Source organism: Paenibacillus sp. FSL P4-0127, from assembly GCF_038007325.1.
GTDB lineage: Bacteria > Bacillota > Bacilli > Paenibacillales > Paenibacillaceae > Fontibacillus > Fontibacillus macerans.
Genome location: NZ_JBBOWY010000002.1, coordinates 1,218,805 through 1,236,149, shown reverse-complemented (window position 1 = coordinate 1,236,149; position 17,345 = coordinate 1,218,805). Strand labels below are relative to the sequence as shown.

12 protein-coding genes and 1 pseudogene are annotated in these 17,345 nt (G+C 54.5%); 9 read left to right on the top strand and 4 right to left on the bottom strand.

The features are described 5' to 3' along the window. Positions 1 to 236: 236 nt before the first annotated feature. A complete protein-coding gene (locus NYE74_RS31855; RefSeq protein ID WP_036624986.1) occupies positions 237 to 1,118 on the bottom strand; it encodes a LysR family transcriptional regulator in 882 nt (293 codons plus the stop codon). A 176-nt stretch (positions 1,119 to 1,294) separates the two neighbouring features. Between NYE74_RS31855 and zwf the strand changes: the two genes are divergently transcribed. The 3 genes from zwf to NYE74_RS31840 all read left to right on the top strand — a co-directional run bounded on the left by zwf (position 1,295) and on the right by NYE74_RS31840 (position 4,707). Then, positions 1,295 to 2,824 carry a glucose-6-phosphate dehydrogenase gene (gene zwf / locus NYE74_RS31850; RefSeq protein ID WP_036624987.1) on the top strand — a complete coding sequence of 510 codons (1,530 nt, stop codon included), beginning with the start codon at positions 1,295 to 1,297 and terminating at the stop codon, positions 2,822 to 2,824. Between the two features lie 32 nt (positions 2,825 to 2,856). Further along, a complete protein-coding gene (gene fsa, locus NYE74_RS31845; protein ID WP_036624988.1) occupies positions 2,857 to 3,519 on the top strand; it encodes a fructose-6-phosphate aldolase in 663 nt (220 codons plus the stop codon). A gap of 513 nt (positions 3,520 to 4,032) precedes the next feature. Continuing rightward, positions 4,033 to 4,707: a uracil-DNA glycosylase gene (locus tag NYE74_RS31840; RefSeq protein WP_036624989.1), complete on the top strand. Its 675-nt coding sequence runs from the start codon at positions 4,033 to 4,035 to the stop codon at positions 4,705 to 4,707. 367 nt (positions 4,708 to 5,074) lie between these two features. Here the strand turns inward: NYE74_RS31840 and NYE74_RS31835 are convergent, their stop codons facing one another. Both NYE74_RS31835 and NYE74_RS31830 read right to left on the bottom strand, forming a co-directional pair. Beyond that, positions 5,075 to 5,869 carry an SDR family NAD(P)-dependent oxidoreductase gene (locus tag NYE74_RS31835; protein ID WP_036624991.1) on the bottom strand — a complete coding sequence of 265 codons (795 nt, stop codon included), beginning with the start codon at positions 5,867 to 5,869 and terminating at the stop codon, positions 5,075 to 5,077. Positions 5,870 to 6,035: 166 nt separating this feature from the next. Then, a complete protein-coding gene (locus NYE74_RS31830) occupies positions 6,036 to 6,602 on the bottom strand; it encodes a DUF1697 domain-containing protein (RefSeq protein WP_036624992.1) in 567 nt (188 codons plus the stop codon). A gap of 190 nt (positions 6,603 to 6,792) precedes the next feature. On the opposite strand from NYE74_RS31830, the gene NYE74_RS31825 reads away from it, so the two are divergent. The 5 genes from NYE74_RS31825 (at position 6,793) to NYE74_RS31805 (ending at position 15,798) form a co-directional block, all read left to right on the top strand. Beyond that, entirely contained in the window at positions 6,793 to 7,476 is a 684-nt protein-coding gene (locus NYE74_RS31825; RefSeq protein ID WP_036624995.1) for a LysM peptidoglycan-binding domain-containing protein, read from the top strand. 208 nt (positions 7,477 to 7,684) lie between these two features. Beyond that, entirely contained in the window at positions 7,685 to 8,620 is a 936-nt protein-coding gene (locus NYE74_RS31820; RefSeq protein WP_341005520.1) for a putative RNA methyltransferase, read from the top strand. 113 nt (positions 8,621 to 8,733) lie between these two features. Beyond that, positions 8,734 to 9,552: an adenosylmethionine decarboxylase gene (gene speD, locus NYE74_RS31815; RefSeq protein ID WP_036624997.1), complete on the top strand. Its 819-nt coding sequence runs from the start codon at positions 8,734 to 8,736 to the stop codon at positions 9,550 to 9,552. Between the two features lie 438 nt (positions 9,553 to 9,990). After that, positions 9,991 to 12,681, top strand: a complete 2,691-nt coding sequence (locus NYE74_RS31810) for a glycoside hydrolase family 9 protein (RefSeq protein ID WP_445323433.1) — start codon at positions 9,991 to 9,993, stop codon at positions 12,679 to 12,681. 66 nt (positions 12,682 to 12,747) lie between these two features. Then, positions 12,748 to 15,798 carry a glycoside hydrolase family 48 protein gene (locus tag NYE74_RS31805; protein WP_227872672.1) on the top strand — a complete coding sequence of 1,017 codons (3,051 nt, stop codon included), beginning with the start codon at positions 12,748 to 12,750 and terminating at the stop codon, positions 15,796 to 15,798. A 91-nt stretch (positions 15,799 to 15,889) separates the two neighbouring features. On the opposite strand, the pseudogene NYE74_RS31800 reads toward NYE74_RS31805, so the two are convergent. Beyond that, positions 15,890 to 16,184: pseudogene (locus NYE74_RS31800) on the bottom strand (MFS transporter); the annotation flags it as partial. Between the two features lie 126 nt (positions 16,185 to 16,310). Here NYE74_RS31800 and NYE74_RS31795 point away from each other — a divergent pair. Beyond that, on the top strand, positions 16,311 to 17,318 hold the full coding sequence (locus NYE74_RS31795; protein ID WP_341005518.1) for a permease: 1,008 nt from the start codon (positions 16,311 to 16,313) through the stop codon (positions 17,316 to 17,318). Positions 17,319 to 17,345: the final 27 nt, after the last annotated feature.

Below are 17,345 nucleotides of genomic sequence, written 5' to 3'. Positions count from 1 at the left end.
TTTTGGACTATTTTTTGCTCCTTCCGGTTTAATTGCAAAACCTGCAGTTAAACCGGAGCAAAATTTCGCTTATTCCTCTGTCCCTTGTTTTTAGTTGTACTTTTTACAACTATCGCCACTTGCGGATCAAGCGCTCTATGCCAAGTGTAAGAAATGCAATTATTTATGATTAACTCCTATAAGGCCCTTAATGAAACGTGTTAACGGCACTTCAAAGCTAGTTTTTCGCGGTCCCCCTATTTAAAACTCTCGATAAACCGGCGGGCCGCTTGCGAAAGCGGCATATTCCGCATGTTCATGATGCCGACCTGGGACGGCGGCAGTTTGACGTCCAGCCTAATTTCGAACAGGGAGCCCTCCTCCAGCTCTTTGGACACGAATTCCCGCGCCACGTAAGAAATCCCCAGCCCCCTGCGCGCCATCTCGATCAGCAGCCCCACGCTGCCGACCTCGATTTCGGGCTTCAGCTCAAAGCCGAAGTCCTGAAACAGCTCCGTAATGGCCATCCGCGCCCGGCTGTTGCGCGAGAACAGAATCAGCGGATATTTCATCAGTTCCTCCAGCGTCAGCACCTTGTCCCTAAGCTCCTCATAAAAACGGCAGCCCGCCACAAAGCAATCCTGCAGCTCGATCCCCTGGCGAACCTCAATCTGCGCGTCCACAATCGGCATCCGGGCGACGCCCAAATCGATTTTCCCCTCTTTCAGAAACGTCATAATCTCCGGTGTCGTCCCGTGCAGCAGATGAATGCCGATCCCCGGATACCGAACGTGGAACGCCTCCACGAAGGGCAGCAAATAATGCTTGAACAGCGAATCGCTGCCGCCGATCCGCAGCTCGCCGCTGTCGAGGTTTTTCAGCTCGGCCATTTTCTGCTCGGCTGTCGTCATTAAAATATGCGACTGTTCGATATAGGAATAAAGGACGGCCCCCTCCTGGGTTAGCGAGACCCCCTTGGAATTCCGGTAAAACAAAGTCAGCCCGAAGCTTTCCTCCAGCTGTTTGATCGCGTGGCTTACGCTCGGCTGAGTGAGGTATAGGGCGTTGGCGGCTTGCGTCAGGCTGCCTGTCTTAGCGGCCCAATAAAACACTTTGTATAATTCATAATTTATGCTCATAGATGTGATCTATATCTCCTGTCAAATATATTAATTACATATATGAAGTCTATTCGTATTATAGTGGATTATGAAAAAAGATACCATAGCTTACAGATAGGAGATAGGGTTATTTGATCCCGTCTTCCGTTCATCTAATATGACCATAGAGAAGCTATGCGAGAGGAGAGAAACGTATGGAAGCCAGCACATTTGTTTTGTTTGGGGCGACAGGAGATTTGGCCAAACGGAAAATTTATCCGGCCCTGTTTAATTTATATCTCGACGGCAAGCTGCCGCAGGTTTTTTCCCTGATTGGCCTTGGCCGAAGAGAGTGGTCCGATGACACCTTCCGGGCGAACATCGAACAATCTCTGCGCAGCTTTTCCAGACGGGATGCCGATGATTCCGGAGCCTTGGCCCGTTTTCTGAGCATGTTCCGCTACCAAGTGCTCGACGTGGATCGTAAAGAGGATTACCAAACTTTGCTGCGGTTGATCGAGCAGCGGGAGCAAGCCTTGGGGGCTGCCCCTAACCGGATGTTCTATTTGTCGGTGGCGCCCGAGCTGTTCGAAACGATCAGCACCAACATTCAGGAAAGCGGGCTCGGCTCTTCCAAAGGCTGGAAGCGGCTGATCATCGAAAAGCCGTTTGGACGCGATTTGGAATCCGCCCGCCAATTTAACGCGCAGCTCGGCAAAGCTTTTACCGAAGAGGAAATTTACCGGATCGACCACTATCTCGGCAAACGGATGGTTCAGAAGCTGGAGGTGCTGCAGCAGACGAATCCGGTGCTGCAAGCGGCCTGGAACAACCGTTACATCGCCAATGTGCAAATTACGGCCAGCGAGACGGTCGGCGTTGAGGAGCGGGCCGGTTATTACGATAAATCCGGCGCCGTCAGGGATATGTTCCAAAACCATATGCTCCAGCTCCTGATGATGCTGGCCAGCCATCTGCCGAGCAGCAACAGCATGGAGCAGGTCCGTCAAAACAAAAAGCTGGTGATGGAATCGCTTGAACCGTTATCGGTTGAAAATGTGGGAGTAAACGTGGTTCGCGGGCAATATACTAATGGAGTCATTCAAGGCAAACCCGTCGCCGGCTATACATCCGAGCCCGGCATCGCCAAGGACTCCCGCAACGACACATTTATCGCCGCCAAGCTGCAGATCGACGATGCCTTTTGGCGGGGAATCCCGTTCTACATCCGGACCGGGAAACGCATGAAGGAGAAATCGACGCGGATCGTGATCGAATTCAAAGAGCCGATCAAGCAGGCCGCCGCGAAAAAAGGCGGGCAGGCCCCCAATCTCCTGGTGTTTGAAATCAGCCCGAATGAAGGCATTTACCTGCAATTGAATTCGGGGGGAGTTTCCCATAAACAGGATCTTACCCCGGTGCTGATCGGGTCGGAACAAACCGGCAACGCGGTTCCCGAAGCATACGAAAACTTGATTTTCGACGCTTTGCGCGGGGATTCCACTTATTTTGCGCATTGGGACGAAGTAGAGCTGTCCTGGAAATGGGTTCAACCGATTCTGGACGCTTTTGCGGCTGACCGGGTTCCCCTTCACGATTACCCGGCCGGCTCCTTCGGTCCGGAGGCAGCGAACGAATTGCTCGCGAAAGACGGGTATCGTTGGTGGTTCGACGAGGAAGCCGACGCCGGCGCCGCAGCTTCATCCGCCGCAAACGGCGTTCGGGAAGCCTTGTCGATCAAATAAAGCCAAAAAATCTAAAATTGGAGGTAAGGACGATGAAATTTTTTATCGACACAGCGAATGTGGAAGACATCAAAAAAGCTTACAAAATTGGTGTTTTGTCCGGAGTGACGACCAATCCTTCCCTCGTTGCCAAGGAAGGCGTGAAATTCGAGGACCGGATTGCCGAAATCCTGCAGACCGTACCCGAAGTCGAATCCGTCTCCGCCGAAGTGACGCCCGACGCCCTCACCGCAGAAGACATGATCGCCGAGGCCAACGAGCTGATCAAAATCAACAACAACGATCCCAAGATTACGATCAAGCTGCCGATGACGCTCGCCGGGCTGGAAACCTGCCGTTATCTTTCCCAAAAAGGCGTAAAAACCAACGTGACGCTCATCTTCACCGTCAACCAGGCGCTGCTCGCCGCACGCGCGGGCGCCACGTACGTATCGCCGTTTCTCGGCCGCCTGGACGATATTTCCGAAGACGGCGTGCAACTGGTATCGAAAGTCGCGGAAGTATTCCGCATCCACGGGCTGGAATCGCAGATCATCGCCGCCTCCGTACGCCACCCGGACCATGTGACCCGCGTCGCGCTGGCCGGCGCGCATATCGCCACGATTCCGTTCGGCGTGATCGAACAGTTGACCAAACACCCATTAACCGATCAGGGATTGGAAAAGTTCGCTGCCGACTGGAAAAAATCGCTGTAACCCCGGACTCCCGGGTTCCTCCTTATGGACCGCCGCCTCGGCCTCGCCGGGCGCGGTCTTTTTGCGTATCGGAGCATGTCCCCGGCCAGGATAACTTGAACACTTTCTCTCCGCCAAAGCAGGAACTTTACAAAACTTTGTCGAAATTTAACCTTAACAAACTAGCAAACGGTGCTGGAATAACGTGAGTATGGCGGCGGGCGGCGGCGGCTCCTCTTGCGGAACGAAACATAAGGGAAAAAAATGTCGCTATTTCGGCGATATCCCCCAAGTTGAGTGAAATAGAGGAAATTTATGGCGTTATTTTCTCAAAACGTAAGGGAAATGACCGCATTTCACAACGTCCATAGGAAAATAAGGGCAAAAAATTCCGCCAATGAAGATGAACATGGCCTGTTCTGGGAAATAGGGCCATAAAGTTCCTCTATTTTTATGAGGTGGGTATCCATCCGCAGATTGCCGCGTTCTTTCCAGCGTCGGTCCGCTAGATTTAAACTCGAGGTGACAAATGTTTTGACTATTCTGAAAAATGATTGGGCCCCCTTCCTGGAGGCCGAATTCGCGAAACCGTATTATTTGAACCTGCGCAAATTTCTGGCGAACGAATATAGAACACGCACGATTTATCCCGACATGTACGATATTTTCAACGCGCTCCATTATACTTCTTTTGCCGATACGAAAGTCGTCATTTTAGGTCAGGACCCGTATCACGGGCCGGGGCAAGCCCACGGGCTAAGCTTTTCCGTGAAACCGGGAATCAAGCCGCCTCCATCCCTGCAAAATATTTTCAAAGAGCTGCAGGACGATCTCGGCTGCTCCATCCCCAATAACGGCTATCTCGTTCCATGGGCCAAGCAGGGCGTGCTGCTGCTCAACACGGTGCTGACCGTGCGCGCGGACACGCCGAATTCCCACAAGGATATGGGCTGGGAGAACTTCACCGACAAAGTGATCGAGACGTTGAACCAAAAAGAAGAGCCGGTCGTGTTCCTGCTGTGGGGCAGCCATGCCCAGAAAAAAGCGGCGCTCATCAGCAACAATAACCATCACCAGATCCGGACGCCGCACCCCAGCCCCTTGTCCGCTCATCGCGGATTTTTGGGCAGCCGGCCTTTTTCGCGGGCAAATCAGTTTCTGCGCGCCAAGGGACTTCCCGAAATCGATTGGCAGCTTCCGAATTTGTAACTCAACTTTCGCAAAACGAAAACCAACTTAAAAGCAGGTGGAGCAAATCCCGCGAAATGCAAAAGTGCAGGCGATTTTTGTCGAAACTCCTCCAAACCGATGGTTCAAATGTAAAAAGGCAGTTCATTTCCGGTCAAAAGCTGCTTTTTTATCATCCAGCCCTAAATGAGATGTACTTTTGCACTTCAATCGCTCCAAAATGGTAATTTACGAAGAATGGAAAACACTTTTGCATTTGATCCTATACGACCGTCTTCTTCCCATGAAAAACGTTATTTTTTTTCGGTAGAAGGTGGATATCCCCAATTACATCAATGGCCCTGCTTGCCAATTTCATATAGCGAAAGTTGAGTCATGAATTTCAACCTTAGAATACGCTTCGCACGAGTCCCCCGTCGATCCGCAATGCGGCGCCGTTGATCGCCGAGGATAGCGGGCTGCTCAAGTAAGTCACGAAATGGGCGATTTCCTCCGGACGGATCAGCCGCTGGATGATCGAAGTCGGCCGGTTTTCCGCCATGAATTTCTTTTCCGCCTCTTCGATCGTCAGCTGCTCATTCGGGTACAGCGTGTCCAGCATCTTCTCCACCCCTTCGGTCAGCGTCGAGCCGGGCATGACCGTATTGACCGTGACGCCGGTCCCTTTCGTCAACTCGGCCAAGCTGCGGGACACCGAAAGCTGCATCGTTTTTGTCGCGCTGTAATGCGCCATTTCCAATGACGGCATCACCGCGGCTTCGCTGGCGACGAAGATGACCCGCCCCGTCCCTTTTTCCAGCATCCGTTTTAAATACCCGCGGGTCAACCGGACGCCGCTCATCACATTGACTTCAAAAAACTTGAACCATTGCTCGTCGGGGATATCGAAATACTCGGCCGGCTCAAAAATCCCGAGATTGTTAATTAAAATGTCGAGCTCCGGGTAATCGTCCATCACCTTGTTGCACCCATCCTCCGTGCCTAAATCGGCAGCCGCCGGTCTCAGCACCGCCGCAGGATACCGCGCTTGAATCTCCGCGATGGCTTGATTTACTTTCTCAACGCTTCGGCCATTTACAAGCACGGCCGCGCCTTCCGCCGCCAGCGAAGCGGCGATCGCTTTGCCGATGCCGGCCGTGGACCCGGTAACGAGCGCCGTTTTCCCCTGAAGTTGCAAATCCATAACCCATCCCTCCGTAACTCTCCTGATAATTTCTGATCCAATATGTTATTATGCACTCATAGCTCGTGAAATTAACAGTACGCACTTTGCGGTAACATAGGCACCTAGAAGTGCCTTTAGCTGGCCGCCGGACCAAGAACCGGACCCGACAAACCAGTACTGACTTCTACTGCTGCTTCTCCAAGCCTTCGGCCAAAGACACAAGCTTGTTTACCGTCTTCCAGTTGCGAACGGTGGCGGATTCGTCCAGCTTCTGCAGATTCGCCGCCAGCTTGGAGTTGCGGACGCTGTCCGAGAACAGCAGATAAACCTCACGGCCGGCCGCGCGGAACTGCTCCTTGTCGTTCGCGTAAACGGCAAATCGCTCCAGCGCCTCCGCCGAAGGCTCGCCTTGCAAGAACGCCGCGTACAAGCATTCTCCCGCGGAAGCCGCTTCCGCCGCGGATATTTCCTCCGCCGTAAACGGGCAGCCTGCCGCTGCGCCTCGCAGTTCCGCCGACGTTCTTAAAACGACGGGGACGTCCAAGCCGAAGTCCTGGCGGATAATCTGTTCGATCCGCACGCGCAGCGCTTCCTCCTCCTCATCCGATACGAACAGCACATTTCCGCTTTGAATATAGGTTTGCACCTCTTTTAAACCATTGTCCGTTAAAGAACGTTTCAAATCCGCCATCCTGATCATGTTTTTGCCGCCGACGTTAATGCCCCGCAGCAGCGCAATATAAACCGTCATGTTCCGTCCTCCTGAGTTTGATTTGGGCAACCGCCATAAGCCATAAAACCAATATACACCAAACCGCGGATTCACCTATAAATGAATGTTCAAAAAGTCGGCTTTTCAGCATCGGGAAGGATGAGGGTAACAGACGCCCAGCATCCGCATAGTGTATAGGAAAACCGTTCATAGAAGGGAGAACGTTTCCTTGTTTAATTACTACTATCGGCAGTGCCCCGCAGAGCACTACCCTTATACGGTTCAGCCCGGAGATACGCTGAATTACATCGCCTTCCGGCTGGAATCGAGCGTGTCCCGTATCCTCGCGGCCAATCCGGGAGTCGACCCGAACAATCTCCAGATCGGCCAGGTGATCTGCATCCCATCCTGCCCGCCCAATCATTTCTCAAAAATCATTGAGCCCGGAGATACGCTATACGCCATAGCGCAAGCCTACGGAGTCAGCGTTTCAAGCATTTTGGAGGCCAACCCGGGAACGGATCCGAAGGCCTTGCGGGTTGGCCAGCGCCTTTGCATCCCCGCGATCGGGGCCGGAGGAGCGGCCGATATTTCGGGGGTTCGCGAGACGCTCACCGCGATGCAAAGCGACATCAACATGCTGAAGGCCGAAAGCAGCGTGCAGCAAACGGTGGAAGCCAACTACGGCACTTCCAAGCAAACGACCCGAGCGCTTAGCGTAACGCCTCGCGAAATCCGGTTCGAGGCCGTTCCCGTCACGTTCGCCGGCTCCTACCGCGGCCATTACACCGGAGGCAGAAGCTATCCCTACTACCTGGATGCCGCCATGGGAGGACGGCGGGGAATCACGGTCAAAGACAATTTCGGAGTGTGGCATTCCTTCAGTTACACGGTGGAGACAGAGGCACAATAGATGTTGAATGACACGTCTGCGGAAAGGTATAATAGTAAGGATCACATTCGCATTGGAGTGACTTTTGAATCATGATCCATTACATTCGCTTACGTTAATGAAAGGTACGGATGGCGTAAACTCGGCTTTTTTTGAATTGTAGCTGCCGGGTTTATTTATCTGTGCCTTTTTTCATTCACGTAAATACGAATGAGAATGGGGTGCTTCTATGTCCGCCAATGGAAAAATTACTGCATGGCAATCCCTTTTTGCCGAATATGCGCATCTGTTTATTTGCCCGATCTGTTCCGGCCGCATGGCCGTTGACCATTTAAAAAGCCTGATCTGCCCGCAGGGGCATTGCTTTGATTTGGCCAAGCCGGGGTACGTACATCTGCTGCCGCGCGCCGCCAAAACGACTAAATACGACGGGCGGCTGTTTGAAGCGCGCCGGCTTCTGCATGAGCGCGGTTATTTCGAACCGCTGATCTCCGCCCTTTGCGGCGAAATCGCCAACCGGCTGCCCGCCTTGGCTCCCGATAAACCTGTAATCATGGATGCGGGCTGCGGCGAAGGCTCCCATCTGTCCGCTATTTTGCACAAGCTAGGGACCGGACCGCTGGGCGCTCCCCTGGGAATCGGCATCGACATTTCCAAGGAAGGCATCCGCCTGGCAGCCAAACATGCCGCAGCAGACGTCCAAAACGGCCGTAAGGAGCGTCACGATATCCTATGGTGCGTTTCCGACTTGGCCCAAAACCCCTTTGCGGACGGGGGAATGTACGGCATTCTCAACCTGCTGTCGCCTTCCAATTACGCGGAGTTTAAACGTCTGCTTGCGCCCGGCGGGCTGCTGATCAAGGTCGTTCCCGAAACGGAGTATTTGCAGCCTTTGCGCGCACGGTTTTACGGAGACAGCGCGAAAAAATCGTACTCGAATGCCCGCACCGTCGAACGGTTTGCCGAGCATTTTGAGCTCGTCCTTTCCCGGCGGATTCAATATCCCGTCACGCTGCGGCATGACGAGATCCGGCATTTGGTGGCGATGACCCCCTTGCTTTGGAATCTGCCGGCGGACCAGGCGGCCCGCGTCACCCGGCAGCCGGAGCTGACCGTAATGTTCGATTACCGTGTCCTAATCGGAACAAATCGATGTTGTGATTGATACATGCCGAACGCGAGTACCCGAGGAGCATAAAAACCCCGGGTGCTCGCGTTTTTTTCCCGCCAGATTGGGAATAAAAATTAGGGTAAACCTATACTGGAGGGGATTGCCTGATGAAGCTGACGCCGCAGCAGCGCGTTCAACTGCATGGGTTCAACAATCTGACCAAGACGTTAAGCTTTAATATGTACGATATTTGTTACACCCGGACGAAGGAAGAGCGCGAAGCGTATATCGCCTATATCGACGACGAGTACAATTCGGACCGTCTGACGAACATTCTTGGCAACGTGGCGAACATCATCGGCGCCCATGTTCTGAACATCGCCAACCAGGATTATGTCCCCCAGGGGGCCAGCGTCACGATGCTCGTCTCCGAAGGCCCGGTGGTAGAGGTGCCTACCGAATCTTTGGCCGAATCTCCCGGCCCGCTTCCCGAGTCCGTCGTCATGCAGCTCGACAAAAGCCATATCACCGTCCATACGTATCCGGAATACGATCCGAACGAAGGCATCAGTACCTTCCGGGCCGATATCGACGTCTCCACCTGCGGTGAAATTTCTCCCCTGAAGGCGCTCAACTATCTGATCCATTCGTTTGATTCGGACATCATGACGATCGATTACCGGGTCAGAGGGTTCACCCGGGACATCAACGGCCAGAAGCTGTTTATCGACCACGATATCAGCTCCATTCAAAATTATATTCCCGATGAAGTGATCGAACTTTATCAAATGATCGACGTCAACGTGTATCAGGAGCATATTTTTCATACGAAATGCAGGCTGAAGCAGTTTGATTTAAACAATTATTTGTTCGGTTACACGAAAGAGACGCTGACGCCCGAGGAGCAAAAGGAAATGACAGAAAGGCTCGTTGCGGAAATGGATGAAATCTTCTACGGCAAAAATATCGAGCCGGCCCGGGCATAAGATGCCCGCCAACCTAAAGGCTGCCCCTGACCGGATCAGGTTAAGGGCGGCCTCTTCTATGCACGGAAATTCGAACGCCTTAAATTTTATAAATGATAGTTCCAAAGTAATATTTTGTAGATTTTTGATAAATATTAGTTGTCGATTATAGAATTCTATTGCTCCTTTTGGTATATTATGGGTAGGTCGGATAACTTATCCTCTCGCTAGTCTGTTACTCACCCCCTTATATTGAAACTGAAAGTGAGGTGAACGGATCGTTTTATTGGTTTAGACGTTACTCCGGCCGGCATAATTTCGGGTTTTAGGAGAAACGAGGGCTGTTCGGCCAGCAAGCGCCGCATCTTTTGTTTTCTCGTAGAATCTCTTAAGAAGGAGGATGGAATCTAGCAAATGGGCAAAAGGATCAGGAAAGGTGGTATGCTGTCATTTAGCCTCATGATAGCGCTTACGGGTTATTCGGGATGGGGCGCTTTCTCTCCTGCAGCAAACGCGGCGGCATCGGATTATAACTACGCCGAAGCGCTGCAAAAATCGATGTATTTCTATGAAGCCCAGCGGTCGGGCAAGCTCCCGGAAAACAACCGCGTGGAGTGGCGCGGCGATTCTGGGCTTCAGGACGGTGCGGACGTCGGCCACGACCTGACGGGAGGATGGTACGATGCCGGAGACCATGTCAAATTCGGGTTTCCCATGGCCTCTACCGCAACTATGCTTGCCTGGTCGGTTTATGAGTACCGGGAAGGATACGAACAGTCCGGGCAGCTTGATGAAATTTTGGATAATATCCGCTGGGCGACGGATTATTTCATGAAAGCCCACACGGCCCCGAACGAACTGTGGGGCCAGGTAGGGGACGGCAACGCGGACCATAAATGGTGGGGACCGGCGGAGGTTATGCCGATGGCGCGGCCCGCCTACAAAATCGACGCCGCTCATCCCGGCTCCGATCTGGCCGGGGAAACGGCCGCGGCGCTCGCCGCAAGTTCGATTGTTTTTCGGGACAGCGACCCGGCTTACGCGGACAAGCTGCTTCGTCACGCCAAGGAGTTATACGACTTCGCCGACCGGTACCGGGGCAAATATTCCGACAGCATTACCGGTGTCAAGGAGTTCTACAATTCCTGGAGCGGATACGCCGACGAACTGAGCTGGGGCGCGGTGTGGCTGTATTTGGCCACCGATGATCAAACGTATCTCGATAAGGCGATCGCCGCCAGCAAGGAATGGGGCACCAACCAGCAGGGCGATTGGGATTATAAATGGACGCAAGGCTGGGACGACAAGCATTACGGCGCGCAGCTGCTGCTGGCCCGGATCACCGGCGATCCCAAGTTCGTCCGCTCTACGGAAAAGAACATGGAATTCTGGACGACCGGCGTTGCGGGAACCGGTGAACGCGTCGCGTATACACCGGGGGGACTGGCCCATCTCGATCAATGGGGAGCCCTGCGTTATTCGGCTAACCAGGCTTTTCTCGCCTTTGTTTACTCCGACTGGGTGAGCGATCCCGCGAAGAAAATAAACGCGCGTTCATTCGCCGAACGGCAAATTCTTTACATGCTTGGCGACAATCCGCGCCAAAGCAGCTATGTCGTCGGTTACGGCAACAATCCGCCGGAGCATCCGCATCACCGCACTGCCCACGGCTCCTGGGCCGACAATCTGAGCGTGCCGGAGAACCATCGCCATACTCTATACGGCGCACTCGTCGGGGGACCTAACAAAGACGATACCTACAAGGATTCGGTCAACGATTATGTCTCCAATGAAGTGGCGACCGATTATAACGCAGGCTTCACCGGCGCTTTGGCGAAAATGATGATCCTTCACGGCCAAGGTCAGCAGCCGCTTCCCTCCTTTCCCGCTCCGGAAGAGCGCGAGGACGAAATGTTCGTCGAGGCTGCGGTTAATGTCAGCGGCAGCAACTTCGTGGAAATCCGCGCGCTGCTGAACAACCGCTCGGCCTGGCCGGCACGCGCCAGCGAGGACATATCCTTCCGCTACTACGTCGACCTCAGCGAAGCCATCGAGGCCGGATACGGTCCGGAGGACATCAAGGTTACGGTGGGAGGCTACAATCAGGGAGCGACGGTATCCCAGCTTCAGCCGTATGACGAGAACAATCATATTTACTACACGACGGTCGACTTCTCGGGAACCCGCATTTACCCCGGCGGCCAGTCGGATTTCCGGAAGGAAGTGCAGTTCCGCATCGCCGCGCCGGAGAATACGAATTTTTGGGACAATGCCAATGACTTCTCGTTCCAGGGAATCGCGACGGGCGCAGCTTCTCCGGTCAAGACGCCGTACATTCCCGTGTTTGACGCCGGCCGCCACGTGTTCGGCGAACTGCCCGCCGGAGGCGGAAATCCGGGAGAACCGACGGCACCGGCCGCCCCGCGCAATGTTCGCGCCGTTCCGGGCGACGGTTTCGTCCAATTGTCCTGGAACGCCGTAAACGGCGCCGAAGCGTATTCGGTGAAAAGATCGCTGGCCAGCGGCGGTCCTTACGAGACGGTAGGAACGGTGACCGCGGCCGCGTATACCGATTCCGCGGTGATCAACGATACGACCTATTATTACGTCATCACCGCGACAAACGCCGCCGGAGAGAGCCTCCCTTCAGCCCAGGTCAGCGCCAAGCCGCGCGAAGCGCAGACGCCGGCGGAAGGGGATTTGAAGGTTCAATACCGCAATAATGACACAAATGCCGGAGACAACCAGCTGCGGCCGCACTTCCGCATCGTCAACACCGGCGATGAGGCCGTTCCGCTCAGCGAGCTCACTCTGCGCTACTATTACACGATCGACGGGGACAAGTCCCAGCAGTTCAACTGCGACTATGCCTTCATCGGCAGCGGCAACGTAAGCGGCCGGTTCGTGAAATTGGATAGCGCAGCGGACGGCAGCGATTACTACCTGGAGGTCTCATTTGCTCCCGGAGCGGGCAAGCTGGCTCCCGGGGCGGACAGCGGAGAAATCCAAACCCGCGTCAACAAAACCGACTGGAGCAATTATAACGAATCCGACGATTATTCCTACAGCGGATCTCAGCAGCAGTTTGCCGACTGGGACAAAGTGACGCTTTACCGGAACGGAACGCTCGTCTGGGGCGTCGAGCCTTAAGCCCGCTATTTTGCGGAAATCTTATAACGTCACCAAAACCAATATCCATGAAAGGATGATATAAAGATGACGCATTGGAATCGATGCAGGAAACCTGCTTCAATCCTGATGACCGTGGTGTTATCTCTAAGCGTGGGAACCGGCTTGTTCGGTTCCGGTTCGGGGCGAGCCGCTGCCGAAGCCGCTGCTGAAACTGCAGCAAAAAACGCAGCGGCAACAGTCTCCGCTCAAACCGGGGCCGCTTCCACGGAAAGAACCCGCTTCCTGCAGCTTTACGACCAGATCAAGGACCCGGCTAACGGTTATTTCTCGGCCGAAGGCATTCCCTACCACTCCGTGGAAACGCTGATGAGCGAAGCGCCCAATTACGGGCATATGACGACCTCGGAGGCCTACAGCTACTGGATGTGGCTCGAAGTGCTGTACGGATACTACACGGAAGATTGGAGCAAGCTTGAAGAGGCCTGGGACAACATGGAAAAGTATATTATCCCGGTCAATGAAGGCGACGGCAAGGAAGAACAGCCGACGATGAACTATTACAACCCGAACAGCCCGGCTACCTATGCGGCGGAATATCCGCAGCCCGACCGTTATCCTTCGGATCTCACCGGCCAATACGCAGGCGGTAAAGACCCGTTGGACGCCGAGCTGAAGAAAACTTACGGGAACAACCAGACTTACCTGATGCACTGGCTGCTCGACGTAGACAACTGGTACGGCTTCGGAAATCTGCTGAATCCAAACCATACGGCGGCCTATGTGAATACCTTCCAACGCGGCGAGCAGGAATCGGTGTGGGAAGCGATTCCCCATCCTTCGCAGGATGACAAGTCGTTCGGCAAAGCCGGCGAAGGCTTCATGTCCCTGTTCACGAAGGAGAACCAAGCTCCGGCGGCGCAGTGGCGCTACACCAACGCCACCGACGCCGACGCCCGGGCCGTTCAGGCCATGTACTGGGCAAAAGAGCTGGGCTACGACAACGAAGAGTATTTGGACAAAGCCAGAAAAATGGGCGACTATCTCCGCTACGGCATGTACGATAAATACTTCCAGGAAATCGGCAGCGCCGCGGACGGCAGCCCGACTCCCGGCAACGGCAAAAATGCCAGCCATTATCTGATGGCCTGGTATACGTCCTGGGGCGGCGGTCTCGGGAACTACGCCAACTGGGCTTGGCGGATCGGGGCCAGCCACGCTCACCAAGGGTATCAAAACGTGGTCGCGGCTTACGCTCTCTCCAACCCGGACGGCGGCCTGATCCCCGAATCACCGACAGCCGGACAGGATTGGGACACTTCGCTGAAGCGCCAGCTGGAATTCTACACCTGGCTGCAATCCGCCGAAGGAGCGATCGCCGGCGGCGCGACGAACAGCTGGGACGGCGCCTACAAAGCGTATCCGGCCGGAACGAGCACGTTCTACGGAATGGCTTACGACGGCGCGCCCGTCTACCACGACCCGCCGTCCAACAACTGGTTCGGCATGCAGGCATGGCCGGTGGAACGGATCGCGGAATTGTATTATATTCTCGCCTCGAACGGAGACACTTCGTCGGAAAACTTCCAAATGGCCAAACAAGTCCTCGATAAATGGATCGATTGGTCGATGGATTACGTGTTTGTGGACAGCCGTCCGGCTTCCGACGCGGACGGGTATTATCTCGATGAGCAAGGAAAACGGGTGCTCGGCGGACAGGATCCGCAAATCGCTACCGTCGAAGCGCCGGGCGAACTCTGGATTCCAGGCAATCTGGAATGGCAAGGCCAACCGGAAACCTGGAACGGGTTCGACAATCACGCCGGCAATCCAAACCTGCACGTTGTAACGAAAGACCCTGGCCAGGACTTCGGCGTAATCGGCAGCTACGTTAAAGCTTTGACTTTCTACGCAGCCGGTACGAAGGCTGAAAACGGCAAATACACCGAGCTTGGCGAACAAGCCGAAAAATTGGCCAAAAACTTGCTGGATGCTTCTTGGAACTATAATGACGGCGTCGGCATTACGAAGCCGGAGCCGCGTAAAGATTATTACCGTTACTTCACGAAGGAAATCTACTTCCCGGCGGGCTGGAGCGGCAAATACGGGCAAGGCAACACGATCCCGGGGACGAATTCGGTTCCGTCCGACCCGTCCAAAGGCGGCAACGGCGTATATATCAGTTATTCCGATCTTCTTCCGGAGATCAAAAACGATCCCGATTGGAAATACCTTGAGGATAAATACAATACGTCCTGGAATGCGCAAACCGGAAAATGGGAAAACGGCGCGCCGGAATTCACTTACCACCGCTTCTGGTCGCAAGTCGACATGGCCACGGCTTATGCCGAATACGACCGCTTGATCAACGGCGGCGGCGGTCCGGGCGAACCGACCGCCCCGAAAGCGCCGACAAAACTGAAGGCCGAAGCGGGCGACGCCCAAGTATCGTTGTCCTGGAGCAAACCGGCCGGAGCGAACAGCTACACGGTGAAGCGCGCAACAGTTAGCGGCGGACCTTACACGGAAATTGCCACGGTTACGAATGCAGTCTACCTGGATCAAAATGTCGTCAACGATCAAACGTATTATTATGTCGTCAACGCGGCTAACGATATCGGCGTGAGCCCGGATTCCGCCGAAGTCAGCGCTACCCCGACGGAAAAGCCAAAACCGGTGGAAGGCGATCTGAAACTGAAGTACCAAACGAACGACTCGAATCCGAACGACAATCATATCCGGGCGCAATTTAAGATCGTCAACAATGGAAAGGAAACCGTCAACCTCAGCGATGTGAAGTTCCGTTATTACTTTACGATTGACGGAGACAAACCGCAGGAGTTCCACTGCGACTACGCGGTAGTCGGCAGCGGGAACGTGAGGGGCACCTTTGTGAAGCTGAACGAAAGCGCTGAGGGCGCGGACTACTATCTGGAAGTTTCCTTCGGCCCCGGCGCGGGAACCCTTGCGCCCGGCGCGGACAGCGGCGAAATCCAGGTCCGCTTCAACAAGACGGACTGGTCCAACTACAGCGAAACGGATGACTTCTCCTACGATGCGACGAAAACATCCTATACCGAGTGGGAGCGCGTTCCGCTCTATCTCAACGGCACTCTCGTGTGGGGGCTTGAGCCGTAAGGCGTACCTCCGCACACTGTAACGATTTACTTTCTCCTTCTCCCCCTTTGGCGCGGTCCGGACATATTGTCCGGCCGTGCCTTGTTTTTATTCACTCGGCCGGCACCGGGGACGCAGCGTCTGCCGTAGCCAGCCGTTTCTCCGCCAAACGCCGCATAACAAAGGTTAAGAAAATCATGGCGGATACGAATACGGAACCGGCACAGACGAAAAACAAAACCTCGTATCCGGTATATTGGGAAACCCAGCCGAGAATGATCGAGCCAAGCCCGATCCCCCAGATCAAACGCCGTCATAAATGACGCGCTGGCAACGCCTCTTTTATCGGGGGGAGCCAGCTTTAGATTCGCGGCTTGAAGAGCGGGCTGGGCGGAACCGAATCCGATTGAATTTTTTTTCGATTGCACACAAGTTCGGTTCTGAAATCCGGCGCTAATTAATAGTAATAATTATGATTTAGCCAAGCCGTTATCTGCCATTAAATTTGAACCCGTTCGTTGAAGGAGATCGACATGAACAAAATCGCCCGGCCCCGCCGCCTGCTGCCGCTTCTGGTTCCGCTTGCTTTTGCGCTGGCCTGCCTGACAGTCCTTGGGCCGGCTCTCTTAAAGCAGGTCCCGCTGAACGAGGTGCAGACGTTAAAAACGAGCTTTATCGGCATTTTACTGGAGGCGCTGCCCTTCGTGCTGGTCGGAGCGCTGCTCTCCTCGCTGCTCCATCTGTTCGTGTCCGAGGAGACCCTCAGCCGCTTTATGCCCAAAAACCCGGCGCTCGGCATCCTTTGCGCCTGCCTGCTCGGCCTGATCTTCCCCGTGTGCGAATGCGGGATGATTCCGCTCATTCGCCGATTAATCCAGAAGGGGATGCCCGTTTATATGGCGGTCGTGTTTATATTGTCGGGACCTATCCTGAATCCGGTCGTGTTCAGCGCCACATACATGGCTTTTCGCTTATATCCCGAAATGGTGTACGCCCGGATGGGACTGGCTTTTGCCGTGTCCGCGGCGATCGGCGCCATCGTCTATCTCACCTGGAAAGACGGCCCGCTGAAGCTCAGCTTTGCCCGCGGGACGGTTGAACATGGAGGGCATACGCCCGGGCATGGCGGCGGGAAGTTGACGGCCGTGTTCGTGCACGCCGCGGACGAAGTGTTCGAAATGGGCAAATATTTGCTGGTCGGCTGCATGTTGACGGCGGGCATCCAGGCTTTTGTCGCTAAGGAAAACCTCGCGGAAATCGGCGGCGGGCCGGTCAGCGCCTATGTATTTATGATGGGGTTTGCATTTCTGCTGTCTTTGTGCTCCACGTCCGACGCTTTTGTGGCCGCCACTTTTCTGCAGACGTTTTCCGGGGGTTCGCTGCTCGCTTTTCTCGTGTTCGGGCCGATGCTTGATTTGAAAAACGGGTTGATGCTGCTCTCCGTCTTTAAAACCAAATTCGTCCTCTACCTGGCCTTTCTCATCTGTACGATCGTGTTTACGGGGGCCGTGCTGACGGAGGCGCTGTGGCTAAGCCCCTAACGGAAAAAACAAGGAGGTATCGAGCCG